General features: G+C 48.3%; 24 protein-coding genes. 2 read left to right on the top strand and 22 right to left on the bottom strand.

The features are described 5' to 3' along the window. Window positions 1-3 precede the first annotated feature (3 nt). Genes argB through argC form a run of 3 tightly spaced genes read right to left on the bottom strand, consistent with a single transcriptional unit; the run spans window position 4 to window position 3,179 of the window. Complete coding sequence (gene argB / locus T504_RS0100115) at window positions 4-894, bottom strand: acetylglutamate kinase (protein ID WP_369793589.1); 891 nt, start codon at window positions 892-894, stop codon at window positions 4-6. A 20-nt stretch (window positions 895-914) separates the two neighbouring features. Continuing rightward, the gene (argJ, locus tag T504_RS0100110) at window positions 915-2,126 is read right to left on the bottom strand and encodes a bifunctional glutamate N-acetyltransferase/amino-acid acetyltransferase ArgJ (RefSeq protein WP_033169031.1); all 1,212 of its coding nucleotides are present in this window, start codon (window positions 2,124-2,126) and stop codon (window positions 915-917) included. An 18-nt stretch (window positions 2,127-2,144) separates the two neighbouring features. Then, the gene (gene argC / locus T504_RS0100105; RefSeq protein ID WP_033169030.1) at window positions 2,145-3,179 is read right to left on the bottom strand and encodes an N-acetyl-gamma-glutamyl-phosphate reductase; all 1,035 of its coding nucleotides are present in this window, start codon (window positions 3,177-3,179) and stop codon (window positions 2,145-2,147) included. Between the two features lie 233 nt (window positions 3,180-3,412). Between argC and T504_RS0100100 the strand changes: the two genes are divergently transcribed. Next, window positions 3,413-4,246: a transglycosylase domain-containing protein gene (locus tag T504_RS0100100; protein ID WP_033169029.1), complete on the top strand. Its 834-nt coding sequence runs from the start codon at window positions 3,413-3,415 to the stop codon at window positions 4,244-4,246. A gap of 209 nt (window positions 4,247-4,455) precedes the next feature. On the opposite strand, the gene T504_RS0100095 is transcribed toward T504_RS0100100, so the two are convergent. From T504_RS0100095 to T504_RS0100065, 7 genes are all read right to left on the bottom strand, one after another. After that, entirely contained in the window at window positions 4,456-5,022 is a 567-nt protein-coding gene (locus tag T504_RS0100095; RefSeq protein ID WP_033169028.1) for a hypothetical protein, read from the bottom strand. Between the two features lie 114 nt (window positions 5,023-5,136). Continuing rightward, window positions 5,137-6,012 (bottom strand): L-serine ammonia-lyase, iron-sulfur-dependent, subunit alpha, encoded by an 876-nt coding sequence (gene sdaAA / locus T504_RS0100090; RefSeq protein ID WP_033169027.1) that lies wholly within the window; start codon window positions 6,010-6,012, stop codon window positions 5,137-5,139. Between the two features lie 20 nt (window positions 6,013-6,032). Continuing rightward, on the bottom strand, window positions 6,033-6,695 hold the full coding sequence (gene sdaAB, locus T504_RS0100085; protein WP_033169026.1) for an L-serine ammonia-lyase, iron-sulfur-dependent subunit beta: 663 nt from the start codon (window positions 6,693-6,695) through the stop codon (window positions 6,033-6,035). A 69-nt stretch (window positions 6,696-6,764) separates the two neighbouring features. After that, window positions 6,765-7,652 (bottom strand): 4-hydroxy-tetrahydrodipicolinate synthase, encoded by an 888-nt coding sequence (dapA, locus tag T504_RS0100080; protein WP_033169025.1) that lies wholly within the window; start codon window positions 7,650-7,652, stop codon window positions 6,765-6,767. A 93-nt stretch (window positions 7,653-7,745) separates the two neighbouring features. Beyond that, on the bottom strand, window positions 7,746-10,661 hold the full coding sequence (locus tag T504_RS0100075) for an insulinase family protein (protein WP_033169024.1): 2,916 nt from the start codon (window positions 10,659-10,661) through the stop codon (window positions 7,746-7,748). 33 nt (window positions 10,662-10,694) lie between these two features. Further along, window positions 10,695-11,687: a bifunctional heptose 7-phosphate kinase/heptose 1-phosphate adenyltransferase gene (locus tag T504_RS0100070; RefSeq protein ID WP_033169023.1), complete on the bottom strand. Its 993-nt coding sequence runs from the start codon at window positions 11,685-11,687 to the stop codon at window positions 10,695-10,697. Window positions 11,688-11,794: 107 nt separating this feature from the next. Then, on the bottom strand, window positions 11,795-13,204 hold the full coding sequence (locus T504_RS0100065) for a MocR-like pyridoxine biosynthesis transcription factor PdxR (RefSeq protein WP_033169022.1): 1,410 nt from the start codon (window positions 13,202-13,204) through the stop codon (window positions 11,795-11,797). A gap of 110 nt (window positions 13,205-13,314) precedes the next feature. On the opposite strand from T504_RS0100065, the gene T504_RS0100060 reads away from it, so the two are divergent. After that, window positions 13,315-13,848: an ECF transporter S component gene (locus T504_RS0100060; protein WP_081823312.1), complete on the top strand. Its 534-nt coding sequence runs from the start codon at window positions 13,315-13,317 to the stop codon at window positions 13,846-13,848. A gap of 7 nt (window positions 13,849-13,855) precedes the next feature. Here the strand turns inward: T504_RS0100060 and T504_RS0100055 are convergent, their stop codons facing one another. From T504_RS0100055 to T504_RS0100005, 12 genes are all read right to left on the bottom strand, one after another. Further along, on the bottom strand, window positions 13,856-14,239 hold the full coding sequence (locus T504_RS0100055; protein ID WP_033169021.1) for a hypothetical protein: 384 nt from the start codon (window positions 14,237-14,239) through the stop codon (window positions 13,856-13,858). A gap of 100 nt (window positions 14,240-14,339) precedes the next feature. Next, the gene (gene thiD, locus T504_RS0100050) at window positions 14,340-15,164 is read right to left on the bottom strand and encodes a bifunctional hydroxymethylpyrimidine kinase/phosphomethylpyrimidine kinase (RefSeq protein ID WP_033169020.1); all 825 of its coding nucleotides are present in this window, start codon (window positions 15,162-15,164) and stop codon (window positions 14,340-14,342) included. A gap of 35 nt (window positions 15,165-15,199) precedes the next feature. Further along, a complete protein-coding gene (locus T504_RS13680) occupies window positions 15,200-17,734 on the bottom strand; it encodes a response regulator (protein ID WP_051635087.1) in 2,535 nt (844 codons plus the stop codon). Window positions 17,735-17,857: 123 nt separating this feature from the next. Then, a complete protein-coding gene (locus T504_RS0100040; RefSeq protein ID WP_033169019.1) occupies window positions 17,858-18,691 on the bottom strand; it encodes a deoxyribonuclease IV in 834 nt (277 codons plus the stop codon). A gap of 15 nt (window positions 18,692-18,706) precedes the next feature. Next, window positions 18,707-19,084 (bottom strand): C-GCAxxG-C-C family protein, encoded by a 378-nt coding sequence (locus T504_RS0100035; protein ID WP_033169018.1) that lies wholly within the window; start codon window positions 19,082-19,084, stop codon window positions 18,707-18,709. Window positions 19,085-19,198: 114 nt separating this feature from the next. Continuing rightward, window positions 19,199-19,381 (bottom strand): YjfB family protein, encoded by a 183-nt coding sequence (locus tag T504_RS0100030; RefSeq protein ID WP_033169017.1) that lies wholly within the window; start codon window positions 19,379-19,381, stop codon window positions 19,199-19,201. A 180-nt stretch (window positions 19,382-19,561) separates the two neighbouring features. Then, window positions 19,562-19,777, bottom strand: coding sequence for a hypothetical protein (locus T504_RS0100025; RefSeq protein ID WP_033169016.1), 216 nt, complete (start codon window positions 19,775-19,777; stop codon window positions 19,562-19,564). A gap of 190 nt (window positions 19,778-19,967) precedes the next feature. After that, window positions 19,968-20,126: a FeoB-associated Cys-rich membrane protein gene (locus T504_RS14085; protein ID WP_072022670.1), complete on the bottom strand. Its 159-nt coding sequence runs from the start codon at window positions 20,124-20,126 to the stop codon at window positions 19,968-19,970. Between the two features lie 54 nt (window positions 20,127-20,180). Further along, a complete protein-coding gene (feoB, locus tag T504_RS0100020; RefSeq protein ID WP_033169015.1) occupies window positions 20,181-22,076 on the bottom strand; it encodes a ferrous iron transport protein B in 1,896 nt (631 codons plus the stop codon). Between the two features lie 20 nt (window positions 22,077-22,096). After that, entirely contained in the window at window positions 22,097-22,321 is a 225-nt protein-coding gene (locus tag T504_RS0100015) for a FeoA family protein (protein ID WP_033169014.1), read from the bottom strand. Window positions 22,322-22,517: 196 nt separating this feature from the next. After that, window positions 22,518-23,783 carry a putative porin gene (locus T504_RS0100010; RefSeq protein ID WP_033169013.1) on the bottom strand — a complete coding sequence of 422 codons (1,266 nt, stop codon included), beginning with the start codon at window positions 23,781-23,783 and terminating at the stop codon, window positions 22,518-22,520. Between the two features lie 169 nt (window positions 23,784-23,952). Next, entirely contained in the window at window positions 23,953-25,344 is a 1,392-nt protein-coding gene (locus T504_RS0100005; RefSeq protein WP_033169012.1) for a sodium-dependent transporter, read from the bottom strand. Between the last annotated feature and the right edge of the window lie 465 nt (window positions 25,345-25,809).

The following is a 25,809-nucleotide window of genomic DNA, read 5'->3' as shown; positions in this document are numbered from 1 at the left end:
TCCTTATCTGACAACCTGCGTACCAATGCCCTGTTCCGTAAAAACCTCGAGAATAATGGAATGATCCAGACGCCCGTCGATGATATGCGTTTTTCCAGCCCCCTTTTCCAACGCCGTAAGACATGCCTCTACCTTAGGAATCATGCCACCGGCAATAATTCCCTCCTTGATGTATTGACGTGCCTCTGGCAAATGCAGGGTGGAAATAAAGGTATCCTTATCGTTAAAATCCTTATAAATCCCTTCGATGTCCGTAAGCAGCAATAGCTTTTCCGCCTCAAGCGCTCCGGCAATCTCCGCAGCAACATAATCCGCATTGATGTTGTAGCTTTCTCCATTCTCACCAACACCGATTGGGGCAATAATTGGCACATAATCTTGATCCAAAAGGTCTTCAATGATTCCAGAATTAATCGTCGCAACTTCACCGACATAGCCAATATCTACCTTTTTGGATTCTTCGCCCTCATAGACCGTAGCTAATTTCTTGCGCGCCTGAATAAGGCCAGCGTCTTTGCCACTTAGTCCTACTGCCTTGACACCACGACGATTCAACAAATTAACGATCTCTGAGTTGACCTTGCCGTCGAGAACCATCTCGGCAATCTCGACCGTTTCTTCGTCGGTGACCCGCAGCCCTGCCACAAAAGAGGACTGCTTGCCAACCTTCTTGAGAAAGCCGGTAATCTCCGGCCCACCGCCATGAACAATAACCGGCCGGATACCAACGTATTTCATCAAAGCCACATCCTGCATGACTTTTTCCTTCAAGGTATCGTTAATCATGGCATTTCCGCCGTATTTTATCACAATTGTTTTACCGTAAAACTCCTGAATATACGGGAGTGCCTCCACAAGGATTGCCGCCTTATCTTCTGGTTTAAACAAATCCATTCATCCCCTTCGACCTGTTATCAGGTATGATACTCCCCGTTGATTTTCACGTACTCATAGGAAAAATCACAAGTCCAGACCGTAGCTTCTTCTTCCCCATCGCCCATATCTATATCAATAACGATATCGTGTGCAGCCATAACCTTGCGCAGTGCTTCTTCCTCGAAAGCAGCACCGACGCCATTTGCATAAACCGGAATCCCACCGAATTTCACGATGGTTTTCTGCGGATCCATCGGCACGCCTGCATAACCTACCGCACAGATGACACGTCCCCAGTTCGGATCCTCCCCGAAGAACGCAGTCTTGACCAGAGGACTTTTCGCAACGCTCATCGCAATCGTCTTGGCATCCGCAAAGGACTTCGTCCCCTTGACATTGACCGTCAAGAATTTCGTTGCCCCCTCGCCGTCTGCCGCAATGCGTTTCGCTAATCCCTGGCAAATAGACTGTAAGGCATTCTTGAACGTTTCATAATCATTACCTTCTGCCGTAATTTGCGCATTGCCAGCAGCACCATTTGCCAAAACGATACACATGTCATTGGTGCTCATATCGCCGTCAATCGAAATCATATTGAACGATACTTCCACGATTTCTGACAGAGCCTTCTGCAACAGCTTGCTGTCAATTGCGGCATCTGTCGTAATAAAGCAAAGCATCGTTGCCATATTCGGCTGAATCATCCCCGAACCTTTGGCAATGGCACCAAAGCGGACTTCTTTACCACCGATAGTCACCGTCGTTGCACATGCCTTCGAATAAGTATCCGTCGTAACGATAGCATTACCAGCATTTTCACTACCGTTCTCATCCAACTCTGCCACGGCCTGCTGAAGACCTTTTTCCATCTTATCCATCGGCAGATTCACGCCAATGACGCCCGTCGATGCGACGACAACATCATTTGCTTCGCAACCTAATGCCTCAGCGGTAATTTTTTGCATAGCCAACGCATCTTTCATGCCCTGCTCTCCCGTGCAGGCATTCGCACATCCTGCATTCGCAGCAATGGCATGAGCCATCCCCGTCTTTACCACATCACGGGATACCAATACCGGCGCAGCCGCTACAGCATTCTGGGTAAACGTCCCCGCAATCGCCGCTTCTTTCTCCGTATAAATGACTGCTACATCGAGGTTCCCGCTTTTCTTAATCCCCGCTTTGACCCCAGCAGCCTTAAACCCTTGCGGGAACGTAACGCCAGCTTTTACATTTTTCTCTGAAAACATAGTAACAAGTCCTTTCTATCATGGATACATCGGAACAAAATCAAGTCCCGCATTTTCCTCAAAACCACAAGCGATATTAAAATTCTGCACCGCCTGTCCGGCCGCGCCTTTTACCAGATTATCGATAACCGACAGAACGATTACGCGGTTTGTCCGCTCATCGATATGCCAGGCAATATCACAGAAGTTAGACCCACGGACATTTTTCGTTGCAGGATACGCCCCCCGCCCCAACAAGCGGATGAAATGTTCCTTGCCATACAGCTTTTCAAAAGCTGCATCCACCAGTTCCGGCGAAACACCGTCCTTCAATGTTGCATAGCAAGTAGCCAAAATGCCACGAGACATCGGCACCAAATGCGGCGTAAAATTCAACACAGTCGACTCACCAGAAAGATCTGTGATGGCCTGCTCGATTTCCGGCGTATGGCGATGTTTGGCAACATTATATGCCCGGAAATTATCATAGAGTTCTGGAAAATGATTCGGCTGTTTGGCCGAACGCCCTGCTCCCGATACCCCTGATTTCGCATCCACAATAATCGTATTCACATCAATCAAATGCTGTTTGGCCAACGGAGCCAATGCCAGGATACTCGCTGTCGTGAAGCAGCCTGCATTGCCGATTATCTTTGCATCACGAATATCTTCACGATAAAGCTCGGCTAAACCATAGACGCGAACAGCCTCCGTATGCGTATGCGGCACATGATACCAAGCTTCATAAACCGATGTATCTGCAAATCGGTAGTCCGCACCCAAATCGATGATACGAACCGGTTTATCCGCCAGCGCCTTACCCACTTCCATCGCATGTCCATGCGGCAACCCAATGAAAACAAAATCGCTGTCACTACCAATCGATTCGATATCTTTCATGCTTTCAAGCTTCATGTCGTACAGCCCGCGCAAATGGGGATACAAATCACAGATATTCTCACCCGTATGACTTTCCGAAGTGATGTGTACCACCTCAGCATTCGGATGATTGTAAAGAATGCGTAAAAGCTCGGCACCAGCATAACCGGTAGCACCTAAGACACTGACTCTCATTCTGTTTCCTCCTTTAAACTCTTAGAACTTTGTATTGCTGGAATGGATACTGCAGCTATATTGTACCGCTTTTTGCCGTACTATGTAAATGATGTTTATAATTATACATCTATCCTGCATATTATTGCAAGCGTTTTTTCCAAAAGTATTCCTTTATGCAAAAATTTCCCTATAGCCATTCGGTAACAATCGCGTTATAATAAGGAGCAATCTAGTAAACAAAGGAGACCTCTATGAAGAAAACAAAAAAACGAAGGTTAGCCATAAGCCTCCTTCGCTTCGTCTTTTTACTCATTTTGATATTCTTCCTCGCCTTTTTCCTAGCGGGCGGGACCTCAGTATTTTCCCCCAAAACCTGGCAGCATCTTGGCGACTTTCTCCCCAAGGTCGAAGCTCAGCTTCCCGCCATTCAGCAAACCGATTCGCGCGTTACTATCAGTACCTCGGATCGAATCAGCCGATTCTTCTTCATCAAACGGGCCGTCGACAGCCGTATTGACCATGACCACTACGTCAAGTTGCGCGATATTCCCGAATCGATGCAGCAAGCCATTGTTGCCGTGGAAGATACCCGGTTTTACAGCCATCACGGCTTCGACATTCAGGGAATTATGCGGGCTACGCTCGTCAATATCCAATACGGTCAAATCGAAGAGGGCGCCAGCACCATCACGCAGCAATTGGTCAAAAACCTTTTCCTCTCCAACGAACAGTCCTACGGGCGCAAGGCCGAAGAACTGCTATTAGCCCTTGATCTCGAAGCCAACTACAGCAAAGACGAAATCCTCGAACTGTATCTCAACACCATTTACTACGGTTCCAATTTTTACGGGATAGGGCCGGCCGCAGAAGGTTACTTCGGCAAGAAGCCGGCCGCACTGCAGCTGCCCGAATCAGCAATGCTGGCAGGACTCCCCAATGCGCCCTCGCTCTACTCTCCTTATGTCGATTTTCTCATGGCCAAGAAGCGTCAGTTTATCGTCATCGACGCCATGGAACACAGCGGCTATATCGATGAAAGCACCGCAGCCTCTGCCAAAATCAAACCAATTTACCTCGCCCATTAAAAAAGCGGGGTATAAAATAACACTTCCCTAATAACAAAGGCGGTCCGCCAGCTCAAAATAGCCGACGGACCGCCTTTGTTATGCCGTAGTTTTATCCGTAAATTCATCTAAAAATCCTATGCAGTCAAAAAATACAGGCAGTTCACAGACTAAAAAAGTCAGCAAACCACCTGTATTTTTAAGAATGTGTTATTTCACAACTATTTCTATCATTTCTTTTTCAAGCTGTTCTTATACTGCTCCGTTGCCGCCCGCTCGAAGTGCTTATAGAACTGCTCGCACATGTTGTTATAGGTAGCGACCGTATTGCCTTCATTGCTGTTAGCACGAATCTCATAGGTGAACAGGAGTTCATCGCTGCCTGCTTTATAAACATCAAAGAAGAAGGTCGTGCGGCTGCTGTTAGCTACCGTCAAAACAACATATGCATCCGCATAATTGCCGACATTTTCTTTAAACACCTTGGCTGCTTGACGGCGATCTAAGGACTTGATATCAACATTCGATGCCGTCTTGATCCCATCGGCTACCGTATCATACGAGGCAACATAGCTGTGGGATACGCGGCTAGCATCAAAGATAATCTGCGTCAACATCGTCTTATCCGGCGACTTCGGATCTACCTGCTGATAACGTGGTGAAGCGACCGCCAACCGCTTTATTGTTGTAATATCCGCTCCATCCTGAACAGTCGTCTTATCCGCATTGGCAAAAGCTGCCTGAGTACCAAATACCACCAGGCAAAGAACAACCAACATCTGAATGATTTTCTTCATGGACTTTCCCTCCATAATATAGATTGTTTGCGAATCCCTCTCGCATTACTATTTATTTTACACTATTTTCCTCGAATCTTCCAGCAACTCATAAAACTTTAATCCAATAAAGGATTATGAATCCGGATAAATTCGTCGTTCCACTGCCTTAGCTGTTGGCGTTGTAGCCAGTCCCCCCTCGCTTGTTTCCCGAAGGGATTTCGGCAACGCTTTGCCAATGCGATTCATGGCATCGATTACTTCGTCTACGGGAATCACGGAGCGGATTCCCGAAAGAGTCATATCCGCCGCCAGCATCGCCTCCACTACAGCAAAACCATTGCGCTTGACACAAGGCACTTCTACCAGTCCCGCCACTGGATCACAAACCAGTCCCAAAAGATTCTTGATGGACAGCGCACAAGCATTGCCGACCATCGACGGCGTACCGCCAGCCAGTTCCACCAAAGCCCCAGCAGCCATACCAGCTGCCGTGCCGCACTCAGCCTGGCAGCCGCCCTCCGCACCAGCAATCGAAGCATTCTGATCGACCACCATGCCAATACCAGCTGCCGTAAAGAGCGCTTTGATAACCACCTCATCGGAAAGGTTCCGTTCCTCCCGCGCGGCATAAAGCGCGGCTGGCACGATTCCACAGGACCCCGCCGTCGGGCAAGCAACAATACGGCCCATGACCGCATTGACTTCACTGATTCCCACCGCATAAGCTGCAGCCGCTAAAGCCTGGGGCCCCAGATAACCATTTTCTCTGCTCGCAAACAGCTGCTTCGAATCCCCTCCCGTAAGCCCGCTTACGGAATGCTCGGTATTCTTGATCCCGCGTTCAATCGAAGCCTGCATAACCGTCCAATTCTGCTTCATCCCATCGAGAATTGCCTCCCGGGACCGTTGGCTGACATGCATCTCCCGGGCAATGACGATTTCATGAATCGGCAATTGCTTCTCTTCCGCCATCGCGATGAGCTCTCCCATCGTATTGAAATTAATCATCGTAATCTTCCATCCTCACATCAGATTGCCGGAATCGTAAAGGCATTTTCAACCTCGTAAACCTCACGGCATTCCTCCACCACATCATCAGCCGGCTGGTCATCCAGCTCCATAATCATCATAGCTGTCTCCCCACGATTCTGTCTGGATACGCGCATAAAAGCAATATTCACCTCGTAACGGGACAAAATCTGCGTGACCTGGGTAATAACCCCGGGACGATCGCGATGAATCGTAATCAAGGCAGGATATTGACCAGTAAGCTCCACCGAATAGCCATCGATATTCGTAATGAGGATATTGCCGCCCCCCACCGATGCTCCGCGAACTCTAGCTACCCGGCCGGTAACCCCCACCAGGTAGATTACCGCTGTATTGGGATGCGCATCATCAAGATTTACCGTCTGAAAACTATAATCGATGCCTTGCTCTTGCGCCAAGGTCAGCGCATCACGAATGCGCTCATCCTCCGGAGAAAAACCAAGAATCCCCGCAATCAGGGCTTTATCCGTACCATGTCCCCGATACGTTTGCGCAAAAGACCCATGCAGATTAATCTCTGCCTTTACCACCGTCTCCCCCAAGATCTTGCGAGCCATCAGTCCCAACCGCACGGCACCGGCGGTATGGGAACTTGACGGGCCAATCATTACCGGCCCGACAATATCAAACACTCCATGCATGAATTTATCACCTCGAATGACAAAGCCTTCCCCCGCAGGGGAAGGCTTTGCAATTTATGTTTTTGCTTCTTATTTCAAAAGGCCGTGATTCTTGAGAGCAGCCTCAAGTTTTGCTTCATTCTCCGGCTCCATTTCACAAAGCGGCATGCGCAGCGGGCCAGCATCATAGCCGAGCTTCCGCATCGCAACTTTGACCGGAATCGGATTGACTTCGCAGAACAGCGCATCGATGAGGTCGGCATATTCAATCTGCATCTTGGCAGCTTTTTCCGTATCCCCATCAAAGAATGCCTGACACATATCGTGCGTTTCTTTCGGTGCCACATTGGAAAGGACCGAAATAACGCCCTGGCCACCGAGGGAAAGAATCGGCACAATCTGATCATCGTTACCCGAATACAGCACCAAATCGTCTCCCACCGCAGCTTTGAGACGAAGAATCTTCGACAAATCGCCATTCGCCTCTTTGACCGCCACAATGTTTGGATGTTTCGAGAGCTTAACATAAGACTCCGTGGAAATCGCCACCCCCGTACGGGACGGCACATCATATAGAACGATTGGAATGTTTACCGCATCAGCAATAGCCGTATAATGAGCCACCAAGCCCTTCTGCGTGCATTTGTTATAATACGGCGTAACTACGAGCAGAGCATCCGCACCAACTTCTTCTGCATACTTCGACAACGCAATCGCATACGACGTCTCGTTCGACCCCGTACCAGCAATGACCGGAATACGGCCCTTAACCTGTTCGACCGCGAACTTAATGGCCGCCCGATGTTCAGCATCCGACATCGTAGCCGATTCGCCCGTCGTGCCTGTGATTACGATTGCATCCGTACCACCTTTTATCTGGTCCTCGATAATGCGGCCCAGTTCCGGAAAGTTAATACCGTCTTCCGTGTACGGCGTGATAATTGCGACAGCAGCACCTTTGAAAATTGGTTTCTTCATGAAAAAGCCTCCCACATATGAGTCTCTATTTAGCTTTCAATCGTTCTTATCATTATCCCATGTTATTTATGCAAAGTCAACGCATAGAAGCCGTTAAAGTGCAGAATGAACGCTGCCGAACACCTGCTTATTCGCATCGATTTTTTCCTGCCCGCCAAATACACAGAGAACATTCTGTTTCATGCAAGCATCGACCAAATCGGCTAAATCACGGACATCCTGTTGACGCGTAGCCAAGATTTGGTCACGATTCTTCTGGCGGTCTTCCTTCGTAATGCCACGCATCCAGCAGGTAACAGCAGCACTGCCCTTCATCTGCGGGGTCAGCGGTGTGTCTATCCCACTCATGGTACCGATGATGAATTTATCCATCTCGCGCTCCGATGCCTCGAAATTGCGGATATAATCTGCCGTACCATCAAAGACCTCAAGAGTCTCCGAAAGATTCGGGTCGCGATAGGAACTAAAATACATCATGCCATTGCGATTAAAGCTTGTGAACGCACCATAAGCACCGCCTTGGACACGAATCTTCGTCCAAAAATAATCGTAGCGAAGCAGCGTCTCCAAAACATGCATCGTCCCCGTGAACGCATAGCCAAGCTTCAAGAAGTTTGCCCCCTTGCCCACGTACTGGACACGGCTCGAAGACGTAAGTCCCTCATTGAGCGGCGTAAGCTCCCAACTGTAATCCTGGGCTGGATAAGCCGTATGGCAAAGATCATCTTGGAAAGCTGCCACTTCTTTCGCCGTCGCCGGATAATCAGCTGACCGTTCCGTCAAAGCAACGATCAATCCATTGGTATTGAAGAGTTTCGGCAGCATATCGGCAAAAACCATCTGCATTTTTTCGAGTTCTTCGTCGAAATTCGCCAGAATCCCCTTCACAAACTGATAAAACGGCAGCCCGCCTTCTTCGGCAAAACGGCCAGCCTTGGAAAGATAGGATGCCAGCCGCGACGCTACTACCTGATGTGCCGAACGCTGGAGATTGAGCTCCATTGCCGCCTGTTCTTGATCCAACAACTCACGGATACGTTTTTTATCGGTGTATTGACTCTTCGTCAGAATTTCCTGCAACAACGAAAGCAGCTCCGGCATTTTCTCCTTGAGCACTTTCGCCTTGATACGGAAAGTCGGCTGGCAGGAGTCCGGTTCCCCGTTCTTCGTATAAGTCACGATATCGTAAGTGATGCCGCCCGTGTGCAAATTCTTGAGATTCGCCAATTCTGCATACGTGTGATCCTGCGTATCCACACTGCCAATAAGTTCACTGAGCAGGAATGCATACGGAAGCTGTTCCTTGGTAATGGTTGACGCGTCAAAGATCAAGGTCAAATAGACAATTCCATGGGTCTCTACATCACTAAAGAGCACCTTTGTACCGCCAAGATCCAATTCTTCCAGTGGCAAATCATACGCCTCTTTGCGGATGTCTGAGAGCTTCAGCACCGGAATAGTCGCCAGTGCTTCCTCCGTCTCCGGACTCTGCTGGCGTTCCTTAAGAGCTTTGGTCGTTTCAATGATTTGCTGGATTTCCGCTGCCGACATCGCGGCTTTTTTCGCTGCCAGCTCTTTTTCCTGCTTTGCCTCGCGTTCAGCAGCCATCGTCGTGCTCGGGCTGAGCGTCAGCAAAACGGCATGAGAATTCTTCAAGAAATACTTGCGAATGAGTTCCTCAAAGTAGCCATGATCCAAGCCTTTTTTCAGCTGTGCCAACACCTTTTCATAGTACAGGCTCTCCTCTGGGCTGCCCCCATAAAGCCAGGTTTTCATTGCCCGGATGCCATAGATGAGGCCCTTCGGTGCCGAACCGAAATCCGACTCGCGCAGACGGAACTCCAAAAGGTTCATCGACGCTTCCATTAGCGTGCGGTCAAGCCCTTCATCGGCCAGCTTCTTGAGCGTATCCATGACGATCGCATAAAAACGCTCTGCCCGTTCCGCCTCAGAATTGCTGACCATGATGCTAAAGAACGGCTGAAGCATATCCTCTTCAAAATCCGAATCCACATCTTTCCCCAATTTCGCATCAACCAGTGCTTTGCGCAAAGGGGCCGCCGGCGTACGCAGCAAAGCATGCTCAAGAATCTCCAGCCCCATCATATCCGTAGTATTGAGGCTTTCTCCCACCACCCAGCTAAGGGACAGGAACGATTTTTCCGCCGTCTCTTCCTCAGCACTAATCGGATAGAAAAGCTGCTCGTGTTTGACCTGGGCAAACGCCGTCTGCCGGTCAATGCGCGACGGCACCGGAATGCGGTCAAACTTTCCAAGATATTCCGCATCAAGATACGCCAGTTTTTCTTCAATGTCCATATCCCCATAGAGGTAAATATAACTATTGGAAGGATGATAATACTTGCTGTGGAACCCCGTAAACATCTCCTGGGTCAGCTGGGGAATTGCCTCAGGGTCACCACCGGATTCAAACCCATACGTTGTATCGGGGTAAAGAGCTGCCATAATACGACTCTGCAGCAAATCATCCGGTGCCGAAAGTGCCCCCTTCATCTCATTATAGACTACACCACTATACTGTAGCGGCTCCTCCGGATTTTCAATCTCATAATGCCAGCCCTCCTGCATGAGGACCTGCGGATTTTCTCGCATATTCGGATAGAATACCGCATCGAGATAGACATCCATGAGATTCTGGAAGTCCTTATCGTTGCGGCTCGCCACAGGATACATCGTTTTATCCGGATACGTCATCGCATTGAGAAAGGTATTAAGTGAGCCCTTCACCAGCTCGACAAAGGGTTCCTTTAGCGGATATTTGCGGCTGCCACAAAGCGTCGAATGCTCTACAATATGCGCCACACCCGTATCATCGACTGGCGGCGTGCGAAAAGAAATCGAAAAAACTTTATTGTCATCGTCATTCTGCAAGAAAAACAACTGGGCACCGCTCTTCTCATGCTCGAAGAACCAAGCCGTAGAATCCGTCTCGGGAATGACACTCTTACGTAACACTTTAAATCCGTGAATTATGTCTTTTACGTCCAACAAAAGGCCTCCTCTATTAATACTATTTATTTATTATACCATAGAACTTTCCTGCAGTAACCCCTGCAGCTCTTCTCGAGTCACCGCATAGGTACCAAGTTTTGCCACAACGCGGCTAGCTGCCAGATTTGCCAGATACGCCCCTTCCTCAGGGCTTAATCCGCCAGCTAACGTCAAGGCAAAAACAGCGGTAATCGTATCGGTAGCACCCAATACATCAAAAAGTTCCTGCGCTTTCGTCGGAATATGTTTTACGATGGTATCCCCCACCAGTGAGAGCCCTTTTTCCGAACGCGTCATGATTACATTGCGCACTTTATACTTGCGCATGAGATAATGCGCTGCCTTCTCCACCTTGACATCCTCATTATCGATTGGCTGCAGCAGTGCTTGATTTACACGCTTCATATTCGCCACGATATAGTCCGCGTGCGCATAATTCACCCAATTGTGACCACTCATATCTACCACCACTGGCACCCCGTGATTATGACAAAGCTCAATGATTTTGGCACAAGTTTTTTCCGTACAAGCCCCATTGTCGTGGTCAGAAATCACGACACAGTCCAGACTCTCGTTGAGTCTTTCTGCAATATAGCGGCGGAAGGATTCCGCATCTTCATCCGCCATCGCTCCCACCTGTTCAAAATCCAGACGAAACATCTGCTGATTGCCACTCATGATACGTACTTTTGTGGTAGTCGGACGTTCCGTTCGAATAAGGCCTGCACTATCAATCCCATGATCGGCCAATTTCTCCACCATACTCACACAATGTGCATCATCCCCAACAAATCCCGAAAGTCCTGTCTGACAGCCTAAGACCGACAAGTTGTAGGCGATATTAGCACCACCACCAAGTTTTTCCGCTGAGGAATTCACTCGGGTGATTGGCACCGGTGCCTCACCAGAAATACGCGTTACTTCGCCATAGTAATATTTATCCAACATGATATCGCCGACAACCAACACCTTGCACAATGCGGTCTTTCTCTCCAAGAAATCACAAAGCAACTGACTGTTCATAAAAATCCCCCCACGATAAAATCATGCCTAATTTATTCGCCTCCCCAAAGACAAAATCCTGCCTTAGTCCCCACTACGTTCTCTAGGAACTCCGTTTTTCTCTTCTCTTATGTGCCAGCCAAAAGCACACGACTGATAGCTGCCACCGCTTCTTCGAGCTTTGCATCACTGACGCCCGAATAGTTCAGGACAAAGGTATGCCGACAGGAAAGCGGCTCCCCTTCGTAATAATCCGCCAAAGGCTTCATGTGTATTTGCGCTGCCATAAATTTTTTTTGCAATACGTCATCCGAAATTGACTTGTCAAACTGCAGCAAAAAATGCAACCCCGAGCCGTGCTCAATGACCTTCATTTTTCCAGCTGCTGGCGACGCTTTGAGCAAAGCCAGCAACCGCTCCCGCTTCCGCCGGTAATACGCGCGCATGCGATTGATGTGCTTTTCAAAATATCCTTCGCCGATAAACTTCGCCAAGGTGTATTGCTCAAAGTTCGATACGGTACAACTGTAAAATCCCAATTTTTCCCTAAAGGGTTCCACCAACTCTTGGGGCAGGACCATGTAACTGATGCGAATCGTCGGCGTAAGGCTCTTCGAAAAGGTGTTCATATAAATAACACGATCACTGACATCGATTCCCATCACTGTGGGAATTGGCCGCCCAGTCAGCCGAAACTCGCTATCGTAATCGTCTTCAATGATATAACGTTCCGGCCGTTTCGCCGCCCATCCCAAAAGCTCATAGCGTCGGCTGACCGGCATGATGATACCTGTGGGAAAGTGATGCGATGGACTGATATGTAAGATTTGGGCCTGTAGCCGCTCGATTTCTTCGAGACAAATTCCTTTCGCATCCATATCTGCTGAAACAAACTCTGCCCCGCAGGCATCATAAATCTTCCGCACCCGTTCATACCCAGGATTTTCCACACAGAACCGCTTGTCACGGCCCAAAAACTGCACCAAAAGATTGTAAAGATATTCTGTGCCTGCACCAATGACAATCTGTTCTGCCGAAATACTTAGGCCGCGGAAATTTCGTAGATGCTCGGCAATAGCCTGTCGCAACGGCAATATCCCAAAGCTCGGCGATCGCGCCAATAACGCTTCAGCATCCTCTGCTACCACCCGCCGCAGCAGCCGTGTCCACGTCGCAAAGGGGAAAAGTTCCGGCGAAATGCTGTTGGTGACAAAATCGGCTAACCATTCCTTTTTTGCTTCTTTCGTCTCTTGCTTTGTCTCAGACAAAAGTTTTGCTTTCTCCAAACTTGGATTCTGGACCGCGGATACAAAAAATCCTCGCCGCGGAGCCGACTGACAATACCCTTCTGCCATCAACTGGCCATATGCCCCTTCCACCGTTATGGTACTGATTCCTAAATGTGCAGCCAGCCCACGCTTTGACGGAAGCTTTTCCCCAGCCTGCAAGCGCCCCGACAAGATATCCTTACGGATGCAGTCATATAAGTATTCATACAAAGGCATAGTCCCTGCCTGCTCCAATGGATAGGTCAGCATTGGTAATCATCCTTTCCCTCTGACCTTAAAAACTATTTAAATTTGAATATTTCTTTATGGTCAGCACAAGTATACAATAAAGTTAATATTTTTACAAGAAAGAAGGATTTATTGTGAACACTAACATTGTTTCCACTCCAAAAGGCTTTTCTCAACAGACAAAATGGACGACGCAAACGATCTGCCTTGCCGCAGTTATGACAGCACTAGTATTCTTGACCACCTTTGTCCCACGGATTCCCATCCCCCTCGGCTATGCGCATCTTGGCGATGCTGCCATCTTTCTGTTGGTGCTGTTTTTGCCAAAGCGCCCAGCATTTCTCGCCGCCTGCCTCGGTTCAGCACTATCCGACTTGCTTGGTGGCTTTCCGCTCTGGATTCTGCCCACACTCCTAATAAAATTTATCATGGCTTGGATTGTCTGGAAATTAAACAACGGCGCTGCCCATCTCTTGCGCACCGCCGTTGCCTTCTTACTTGCTTCCCTATGGATGACCATTGGCTACACGGCTTTTGGCGCTTTGCTCTATAACAGTTTCAGCGCCGGCCTTGCCTCTGCCCCAGGTCTATTTCTCGAAGGAATCATCAATACTCTCGCCGCCCTGCTTTTGCTGCCGGTCCTAAAACGTGCCCACCAGCTCTGACAACGAATCAGCCCTCTACTCCCAAATGCTGAACTTTTACGTAGTCCATAACTACGCCATACTGCAGCCAACAGTCAATCGCCTGAATGATAATATTCATAATCGTATGCGCGGATAGGGCCAGATTACTGATTTCACAGATTTTCACCATTTCATGACGCGATACATGTTCGAATTCCACCCGGATTTCATATTTGGTGATATTTAATAAATAATGATTGCCGGTACTAGCTTCCGTCAGGACCATGTATTCTTTCGTATTCGAGTTGACCGGCACAAAGCCAAATTCCTGAAACCGTTCGATAAGGAGTGGCTTCGTCTCACGATGAAAGCGGCTGTTGATTTCATTTCGTTTGACCTCAAGTTCAGCAAAAGTCGGAAAACTGCGCATAATAAAACCTCCTAAATATAAAAAAACAGACACGCAATGAGCGTTACCGCTCCATTGCGTGTCTTCTTGCGTTACATTATAGTATGACAACGAGCTATTGTCAATTCCCATTATCCGCGGTCTTGCCCCCCTTGGAAAAATCTCCCGTAAGGTTAAAGGCATGATTCATAGGCCCTGAACCAGCGCCCAAATTCAGCATAGCCGAAAGTGCACCAGATAGATAGTCCTTTGACCGACGAACCGAAATCTCAAGGGAAAATCCTTTCGCTAAATTTGCAGCAATCGCACTGGACAGCGTACATCCCGTTCCATGCGTGTTGGGATTATCAATCCGCTCGCCTTTAAACCAGTGGCCTTTGCCTTTCTCATACAAAAAATCATCCGCATCACTTACGCGATGCCCGCCCTTCATCAGAACTTGACAGCCATATCGAGCAGCTATCGTTTCCGCCGCCCGTTCCATATCTGCCTTGCTTTTTATCTCATGCCCCGCCAGCACCTCGGCTTCCGGAATATTCGGCGTCACCAGCTCCGCCAGCGGCAACAGCGTTTCCACCAACACCGAGACCGCCTCCTCCGCCAACAACCGGGCCCCACTGGTGGCAATCATCACAGGGTCCAAAACGACATGCTCGGCTCCATATTGCTGCAGCTTTTCGCCAATGACGCGTATCAGCGTTGCTTCAGAAACCATGCCAATTTTTACCGCATCGGGACGAATATCGGAAAAAACCGCATCGAGTTCCTGCGCCAAAAACACCGGCGTCACATTAAGGATCCCCGTCACCCCCAAAGTGTTCTGTGCGGTCAGCGAAGTAATTGCGCTCATGGCATAAACCCCATTCATCGTCATCGTCTTGATATCTGCCTGTATCCCAGCGCCGCCGCTGGAATCACTGCCTGCAATCGTAAGTGCTGTGTTCATGGTAGTAGCCCCCCTGCTTTGACTAGTCAAAAAATTTACGACAATACATTCTTTATCGTCTGGAACATCTTATGGATATCGATGGGTTTCGCAATGTGACCATCCATGCCCGCATTGATCGCGTCCTGCCGATCTTCTTTAAATGCGTTGGCCGTCATGGCCAGAATCATGATGCTGGCTTTATCGGGGTCATCGAGACGGCGAATCTTCTGCGTGGCTTTGTATCCATTCATATTGGGCATCTGAATGTCCATGAGAATCAAATCATAATAGCCCGCCTTGGCCTTAGTCACCATATTCACACATTCCACCCCATCACAAGCCCGTTCTACCTTGACCCCACATGCCGACAAAAGTTCCTCGGCAATCTCTGCATTGAGGTCATTATCTTCCACCAGTAAGATGCGTTTTCCTGAAAAATTGAACTCCGTTTTCGGGTTTTCGGCGGCAGCCTGCTCCTCTGGTTCCTCGCCGATATGATGTGGCAGACAGATGATGATTTCCGTTCCTTCTCCGAGTTTACTCTTGATGGCTATCGTGCCGTTCATCATCTCGACAATCCGCTTGACAATGGCCATCCCAAGCCCTGTTCCCTGTATACCACTCTGAGAAGAATTCCGCTCCCGGGAGAACTGCTCAAAAATCTGCGCTTGAAATGCCTTGGACATACCGATTCCATTATCCCGAACCGTAGTCTCAATGATACACTCCCCTTCCGTTTTGCCGGGCAGCTCGCGAACCCCAGCAAAAATCTCCCCGTTATTGGCCGTATATTTCACTGCATTGCTAAGGATATTCATCAACAATTCCATCACATGCGTGCGATCAAAATACAGGTACGGATGCTTGATTTCATAACTGGTTTTAAAGAACAGGTTTTTCTTCTTCATCTCTCCCTCAAAGACCGAAATCCATGCCTCATAAAATTCCCTGACGTTATTTAATTCCTCTTCAATGATGATCTGCTTGCTCTCAATTCTGGCCATTTCCAGTACATTATCGAGAATATCGAGCAGCTGACGACTGGCTAGCTTTACCTTCCTGCGGTATTCCCGATTGGCTTCTACCGCTTCCGGATGGCGCTCCTCTAGTTCCGTAAAACCAATAATCGCATTGAGCGGTGTACGAATATCATGACTCATATTGAACAAAAAGGTCGTCTTCGCCTGGTTGGCTGCCTCCGCCTTTTCCTTGGCTTTTTCCAAATGTTCCTGTTGTTCCTTCAACAGACGGTTAAGCTCTCGTATTTTTTGCAGCTGAGCTTCCTGCCGCGTCAGCGATTCTTCGAGTTTGCGATTTTCTTCTTCCAGACCAATGGTAACGGAAACAAAATGGGCCAAGCCACTTACAAGCGTAATGCGATCGTCTTTAAAGATATGTTCACTCTGACTAATCCATTTATCCTCTGGTTCGACCTGCTCCCGTCCGCCTTCCCGAAAGGCTACAATAAGCATTGCACCATTCAACAACTGCGGCTCCACACAATCCTCAAAGCGCTGTATCTCTCCATAAGAGGCAAAACCAACCGTCGGTGCAATAGCGCCGAACGGGGTAAGCTCCAACTGAAAATCGTCTTTCAAATACATCTGCCGCACACAGCAGGGAATCAATAAAATTCCTTCGGGAGCAAATCGCTGCAATTTCACCTGTGCTTGATGGGATTGGTTCAGGATTTCCATGGGATCACCATAAGCCAGGCGTACCGATTCTCCCTTATTGATGCTACTCGTAAACAGCACCGAACCTGCCTCGCCATAACCAATCGGTATCCGAGCAATATCATGTCCCCCACGGTTCAGCATGAGCGGAAACGGCATAATAGAAGTAAAAAAATTGGGGCCAGGTGCAACCCCGATGTATTTTTTATAAAAATCTGCTACCGTTACATCATTGACCTTTAACACACTGATGTCTGATTCCAATTCCGTCACTGTGACTTCGTTCCCCAGCGATCGCCAGCCCAGATAGGAATCGATGTGAATATGCAAATTCTCGCCATAAAACAGAATGACAAGGAACCCACAATCCGTACAGCCCTGTTCAGTAAATACATGCGTTGGCATTATCTTCACATCGTCAATCTTATCGGCATAAGAATCCGCCGCCCCGCCAAACATCGGCACCTGGGGCGGCAGCTGACGCAAAGTGCGGAAGACATCCGCTGCACCATTAAGGGATTTCATCGTAATCATCATGCCAACAGCTGCCGGCTCCTCTGCCTTGGCTCGCTCCACCACTGCCGACGCTGCCAAAGCCAAATCCTCCTTATGCCCATCGTAGAAGCGAAGTTCCACCGAAGAGGATTCAAACACATAAAAGCAAATCTCATGACTGTGGTGATGAACTCGCGCATTGCCAATTTCACAGGAAGTCGTAGTGCCGCATACCTGAATCTCCGGCAACACCTTCTTGATATGCGCCGTCATTGCCGCAATCTCCTGCGGCTGATTCAAACTGGTAATCACCATACAGAGAATGGCCGATGCCTTTTCCGGGCACTCGAAACGAAACTGCTCCAAACAACTATCCAATTTTTTCCGGTCGTCGATATTATACGCTAATAGTTTCATTGTCTCAGATCCCCATCCACCAAAATCCGAACCATACGGCTTCTAAAAAAGTATTCGCTCTTGATCCTGAAAAACCTGCCAGCAAACAAAAACCGTTGCCTCTTTTACGAGCAACGGCTTTTGTCATTCCTGCCAATGACTGCGCAATAACGCAATCTCAGCAGCATAACCATCATGATCATTTGGGGTCTCGAGGATAAAGGGAAGATTCCGCAGCGCTGGATGATTTACCACACGAGTCAAAGCTGCAAGGCCAATCTGTCCCTCGCCAATGCGGGCGTGACGATCCTTATGGGAACCGCAAGCATTGAGGCTGTCATTGAGATGAATTGCCTTTAACCGCTCAAGGCCAATAATCCGATCGAATTCAGCCAATACGCCATCCAAATCCCCCACAATATCATACCCGGCATCCCAGACATGGCAGGTATCCAGACAAACGCCCATTTTCTCTTGAAGCGTTACCTTATCGAGAATCGCCCGAAGCTCCTCGAAGCTCCGGCCCACCTCCGTCCCCTTGCCCGCCATGGTCTCCAACAAAACCGTAGTAGTCTGCGAGGGAACAAGTACCGCATTGAGCTGCGCGGCAATAAGATCAATGCCTATTTCCGCTCCCTGCTTGACATGGCTGCCAGGATGGAAATTATAGTAATTGCCCGGCGTGTACTCCATGCGCTTCAAATCGTCGGCCATCGTCTCGCGGGCAAAGTTCCGCAGTTCTTCTTTGGCCGCACAGGGATTCATCGTATAGGGGGCATGAGCCACTAGCTTCACAAAACCATGGGCCGCAGCCAGGGCCAAAAACGCCTCCACATCCGAACGATCGATAGCTTTCGCCCTGCCGCCACGGGGATTACGCGTAAAAAAGGCAAAGGTATCCGCCTTTAGCTCCAAAGCTTCTTTTCCCATGGCACAATACCCTTTGGAAAACGACAAATGACTGCCAATATGAAGCATCGTTCCCCCTCCTAATCAAAGCTGCTTTTCGAGCGCAATGACAGCATGGCGTACACAATCATCACAGGAACAGAGCATCTTTTTCGTCTCGATCCCCTTGAGCTCCCCACAGATGGTCGCACCAGCATTCTCCTTGAATTCCTGCAGCATGGCCTTCGTCATCGTCTTCGTCGGGGTAGCCGACTTATTCAAAATGCCGGCCGCAATCGCAGCACCACATAGAGCCCCACAAGTTGCTTCCATACCGCCCATACCAGAACCAAATCCAGAACCTAACGCCAGCAGCTCTTCCTCCGATTTTCCCATCTCTTCTTGAAAAGCCAGCAACACCGCCTGGGCGCAATTACATGATTTCTTATATTCCACAGCTTTTTCTGCTCGAACATTCGTCATCGTACAAACCTCCTAAAAAATAAACAACTATAAATATCTTACACTAGACAACGAAAAAGTGCAAAAATCAGTCATAAGAATAGCCCTTGTCCCAACGGACAAGGGCCACTCCGCTCAGGCCTGGATATCCACCAACGCGCCAAGGTTCGGATCAAGGCTCTGCTCCATACCTTCCAGCAGCTCCATCGGTCCCGACTCAGCGGTCTCCATTGCCATCTTGAGAACAGCAATTCCCATATCCTGTCCAGCCTGTGCCTGATGCATGCTTACCGACATAGCGGCAATACTCATATCCATAGAAAGCACCTCCTAATACACATCCTTGTGCTATCTATTCTATCGTCAAAGTCCGGTAAAAACTTAAGCGAACAAACCAATAAATCCCCTTCTCATTGCTCTTAACTGAATAAATCCGTTCACCAAAACCGCCTTCCAGCATCCTAACTAGAAGGCGGCTCTTGTTTCTATGTATCGCCCCTATGCTTCCTTGAGTTTCCGGCGAATTTTATCTTGATTCAATTTCGACAGGCTGCCAGCTGTCCCCAGCACGTACATCCCATCCTTCAGCCGCAACAGTAGTCCCGTACGGCCATTATCGGTCTCAATCACTCCTTTCATCTCGGAATTCTCAGGTAAAGGTCTGTCGCCCCAGAACAACGACTTTGACATGTTTCTAAGCTTGCTGATCCTCATACTGTAACCTCCCGTGATGTTATTTAGTTATCTCGTTACAACATTACCCTTCGACAGTTCGATTCGTTCTCCTGCTGTAACTTGTAATAATTTTATGACAACCATCTGAATACTCGCTGAAATATTCGAACTCCCAAAAGAAAATCCGGCCCCTGCGCACCGAAACGATACGCAAAGACCGGATTCCGTTTTATTTTTTTTCGGGGACAGAATGGCATCCGCAACAGCTGCCACTGCATCCCGACGCACCACAGCAATCGGATTTTCCTTCATGGAAATTGCGATATATATGCCGAAGGGCAAAGAACAGCGCCACAGCTAATACCGCAGCTACGATAAAGGTTGCCATAAAAATCCCTCCTATCGAAAATACTCGGTAACCTGAATTCTACCAATGAAACAATCAGAAGCCCAGGATGCGGCCACCTTGGTAAACCAACAGCGACACCAGCCAAGCGATAACAAACATGTAAACGGCAGAGAAAATCATCCATTTCCAGCCGCCAGCTTCTTTCTTAATAGTACCCAAAGCCGTTACACATGGCGTGTATAACTGCGAGAATACCATGAATGCCAGTGCCGACAGCGCCGTGAAGCTCGAAGCCATGCCCGTCTCCATCATCTGACCAGCAGACTCAACAGCATCTGCTGCTTCCGTGGATACATCAGCCGCACCATAGAGAACACCAATCGTAGCTACGACTGTCTCCTTAGCCATAATACCCGAGAGCAGTGCTGCACCGGATTCCCAAGTAGCAAAGCCATGGAATACGAACAGATTGGACATCCAACCACCCAGAGCAGCCAGAATCGACTCGTCGATCTCACACGGACCGTCAAAGTTATAATTAGACATTACCCACAGGAGAACCGAAGCGGCAAAGATAATCGTACCTGCTTTTACCAGATAACCTTTACCCTTATCCCAGGTCTCAAGCAATACCGACTTCATATCCGGCATGCGATACGGCGGAAGCTCCAACAGGAACGTCGAACCTTTATCTTTAAAGATCGAAGACCCCAGACCTTTTGCTGCAATAATCGCCATAACGACACCAGCAATATACATAGCAAAAACAACATTGGCTGCATTATCCGGGAAGAACATAGCAGCGAACAAGGCCATGATCGGCAGTTTTGCTCCACACGTGAGGAACGGCGTTACGAGGATGGAAACCATACGGTCTTTCTCCGAATCCAAAGCACGAGCGCCCATGATTGCCGGAACGCCGCAGCCAAAGCCCATCATCAGTGGCATAACACCTTTACCCGTGAGGCCACAACGACGCATAATCGGGTCCATGATGAAGGCAATACGTGCCATATAACCCGTACCATCCAGGAAGGACAGGCAGAAGAACAAAACGAAAATAAGCGGCACAAAGGTGAGCACTGCACCAACACCAGCAATGACACCATCACAGACCAGCGATACCATCCACTCGGCAACACCGGCATCCGTGAGAGCATCCGTAGCAAATTCGAGGAAATCTTCGTTAATCAGCGAATCCAAGGCATCGGCAATCGGCTGACCAATCCACTCGAAGGTAATCATGAAAACACCATACATGATAGCCAGGAAAATCGGTAACGCCAGAACGCCATTGGCTAGGAATCTATCGATTTTTTCCGACTTGGTCTGCCCCACGTTAGCCATGGTAACCGACTGCTCGATGACTTTATCGATCAAAGCATAACGAGCCTCGATGATTTCTTCCTGCTTCTGTGACTCCGATTTGCTGCTAGCTTCAATTTCCTGGATCTTGATGATGTGATCTTTTACCAGCTGGCTCGGTTCATAATTCGACATAACCGTGGAAGTAAATACATCCAGCAGCTTTCTCGCACTCTTGCTGCTGCGGCCTACCGTCTGAACGACCGGCATCCCCAGCGCATCCTCGAGCCGGCGGCAGTCAATCTTAATACCACGGCGCTCTGCATCATCGGCCATGTTAAGGTCAATCAAAAGAGGAATGCCTTTTTCCAACAACTGAACCGTCAAAAACAGGTTACGCTCGATATTGGAGCTGTCCACCACATCCATGACAAGATCCAATTTGTTATTCATGAGGTAATCGATGACGATTTTCTCTTCCGGAGAACGGGCATTAATGCTATACGTACCTGGGAGGTCAACGATAGAAATCGCACGGTCCTGGTGGCGCGCATAACCTACCTTTTTATCAACGGTTACGCCAGGCCAGTTACCGATTTTCTGACGTGCGCCTGTAAGTTCATTAAATATCGTGGATTTACCGGTATTCGGATTACCGGTTAATGCTACTGCAATTGTTGCCATTTTTCTAAATCGTCTCCTTTTTAACCAACCTGCTCAACGGTAACCTTCTCTGCATCCGCGCGGCGAAGGGCCAGATTATAGGAACGGACGCTGATTGCGATTGGGTCGCCCAGCGGAGCAGCCCGCAGAACTTTTATCTTCGTTCCCGGCGTAAGGCCCATAGTCATGAGACGCTCTTTCAAGCTGCTATCGTCAATCTGCTTGATTTTTAACGTCATGCCTGTTTTACCCTCTTTAAGAGTCATAGAAAAACCTCCCAAATGAATTGAATAAGTGCACGCATCAACGATGCGGGTGTAAATGATATTGCTTATCTTCAAACATGATAACGTATATCAATAGCAATTGTCAAGGATTATCAATTACATTTAGGAAATTTTCTCAAAAAGAAAGGACTAGCCAACATTTGACTAGTCCTTTCTTTTTTTGCATTTCCCTGGCTCAGAAGAAACATTCCACCCGGGCAAAATACTGCTTGAGGCTCTGGTGCGAATCGATTTCTTCACCATCCCCATACTTAAGGATTACACCGACATTCTTAAGTGGCGCATATTTTGCTCCGATTTCCCAGCCTTTCTGCCCATAGTGAAGGGCATCATCTGTGCCGCCAGCAGCTACGGATTCTCCCAATTGACGATAGGCGCTATAAAGCTGCCATGAGCCCTGTTTTTCCGGCTGATACGTCCCATAATCCAATACGGTTTGCCAAGCGATATCTTGTCGATTCGTTTTGGTATTTTCGGCATAAGCACCACTTAACCGAATGCGATGAGTAAACCGATAAGACCCGTGCACCGACCAAATCGCAGCAGTATTTCCCGCAGTAAAGTAAGCCGAATTCCAATTATCCCCCTTGAGCCAATAGGCGCCTGCCCCGCTCGTAAATTTATTTTTCGTACCATCAAAATTAAATCCATACAAATCGGCAGGATCTTTGCCGATAATGCCAATTGCTGGCGATAATTCCTGGGAATTCAGTCGCCCCCCCAGCAGCGTAAGCACAGCCCCCGTCTGTCGCTTCAAACCGCCACCCCAAGAGGCTTCCGCGCCGGAATACTGCCCATCCCAGAGCATCCCTTCCTCATTGGTATAAAGCGGCAGCTTGCCAAACTTCACGCGCCAGGCATCATACGCCCCCTGTGCGTATACGCGCTTTAAGCGCACGGCAGCAGTCTCATCCCGCGAAATTTCCGGTTTCGCCTCAAGACGTGCCGCTACCAGCCAATTCGTCGAAATTTCCGCCACGGGTTCAAGCCGCAACAACATCGCATTACTGCTACGCTTCTCCGCCTCCGAATGGACTCTTTCCTGCTTATTGGTATACTCCACCTTGCCCTTCCATTTGACCGCATCTGCCTGTTGCTCCAAATGGGCAGCACGAACTCCTAACGCATTGAGTTCATCGCTGAATTCTGCTGCGAGTTGAGCGATTGCCTGTCTATCCTGACTATTTATTTCCTCACTGTTTTCTGCTGCCATCGCCCGAGCGACCATCATAGCCATCTCATAACGAGAGATTTCCCTTGGCCCTTTGAAGGTCATATCTTCATATCCAGCCAACACCCCATCCGATACCAAATGGGTTACCGCCTCATAGGACCAGTGATCCGCAGGAACATCGGCAAAAGGATTGCCCGCCGCCATAACAGAACTTGTAAAAAACACGGTAATTGCCATGGCAATCATACCGATTCTCTTGAGCTTCATTAAAAATTCTCCTTTATCTTCTGCAAGCGATTCGATAAATTTCGTCGCCGTTCCTATTATAACGCTATTATTCTGATTTTGCCAAAGAGAAAATTTCCTATTCCTTTCCCAATAAAAAAGCCTTTCCGATTGGCATCCAACAATGTTCCAATCAAGAAAGGCTTTTCGATTACAATAAAATTCCGAACGCCTGCAGGCAGAGAATCAACATAATCACCGGTGCAACATAACGAATGATAAAGCGATAGAGCCATTTTCGCGGCATCACACTACCGTCGCGTTCCATCTCCTGAATCACCCAATCCGGCTTCACAATCCAACCGATAAGGATAGCCGAGCAGAGGGAAATCACCGGCATCATACAGGAATTACTGATGTAATCCATAATATCGAGCAGTTGTCCCGTCGCACCGTTTGGGAGGGCTACTTCGACGTAGAACACACTATACCCCAAGGCAATCACGACACTGATAATCGTATAGACAATCCCCAATACGCGGGTCACCGTCTCACGACGTGCACGGAATATCTCCATGCAATTTGCCGTTATCGCCTCTAACACTGAGATACAGCTGGTAAGTGCGGCGAATCCCGCCATAACAAAAAATCCCATACCGATAAACGGCCCCACTGCTCCCATCGATGCGAAAACCTTGGGCAACGAAACAAACATAAGCTTTGGACCAGCGGCCATTCCCTCCATACCGGAAAAAACAAAAATCGACGGAATAATCATCATACCAGCCAACAAACCAACGAACGTATCAAACAAGCAAATTTGTGAAACCGACTGGTTTAGATTTACATCTTTGCGCACATAGCATCCATAGGTAATCATAATTCCCATCGAGACACTGAGCGAGAAGAATATCTGGCTCATAGCATCGAGCAGGATCTGCAGGAACTTGCCCATCGTAAGATTGGCAAAATCCGGCATCATATAAATTCCTAATCCCTGTATGCCGGTACGAGTTACACCGTCAGCATCCGTATAACTGAGGCTTAGCGAATAGCCAGCAATCAGGAGGATCGCCACCAATAGAATTGGCATCATAACCCGGGAGCATTTTTCAATGCCTTTCTCGACCCCACGATAAACGATTATCGCAGTCAACAGCATAAAGAGCACTGCATAAAACCCAGCATCCCAAGGATTCGTAATAAACGACACGAAGTACGCATCAGCCGCAGCTGCTCCGCCCTGGCCAGTCAAAAAGGCTACCGCATACTTTAAAATCCAGCCACCGATAACGGCATAATACGTCATAATCAGTACGGGCACCAAGAACGTAAGAATCCCCAGGAACCAGCAACGAGAATCCATCGACTGATACGCCCGGATTGAATTCTTTTGCGTCCGGCGGCCAATAGCCAAATCCGAGGACAATAGCACATAACCAAAGGTCATGACCAAAATCAAATAAATCAACAAAAACAAACCGCCGCCATCTTTCGCAGTCAAGTAAGGAAAACGCCAAAGATTCCCAACACCAACGGCAGAACCAGCAGCAGCCAAAACAAATCCCATCTGTCCCGAAAAGCTGCTCGAATTCTCATGCATAGAAGTCACCTCAATTTTTCTTTGTTGCTACATCATAACAGTTTACAGTAATAATGTAAAGAGAAATCTTATACCAATATACAAATAAATACTTTTTTCTATTCCACATGTACTTTTATCATATTTTGCGACCTTTATTCGTTCTAGTAAATCATTTTGGTTTTAATGTATACCGAGCAAAGATGGTACTATCCTTCTATGAATCGGACAAATTACAGATTATCGGTTAGCGGAGCCTCATTCGAAGCAGCTCTTCGCCGCCGCTAGGGGCAGTGCCAACACTGCGCGGGAGATATTTTCCTAAACGAAATTTTTATCTTTAATTAAGCATCGAAAAAGTTGCAAAACGCGCTTCGCTTGAACGGTAGCAATTTTTCGACGAGAAGTGAGGATAAAAATTTCGTTCTTCACGGAAAACATCAAACGCTTCGTTTATGGCACTGCCCCTAGCGGCGGCTGAGGATG

The organism is Selenomonas sp. ND2010 (assembly GCF_000702005.1).
GTDB lineage: Bacteria > Bacillota > Negativicutes > Selenomonadales > Selenomonadaceae > Selenomonas_A.
This window is presented reverse-complemented; position numbering and strand designations above follow the sequence as displayed.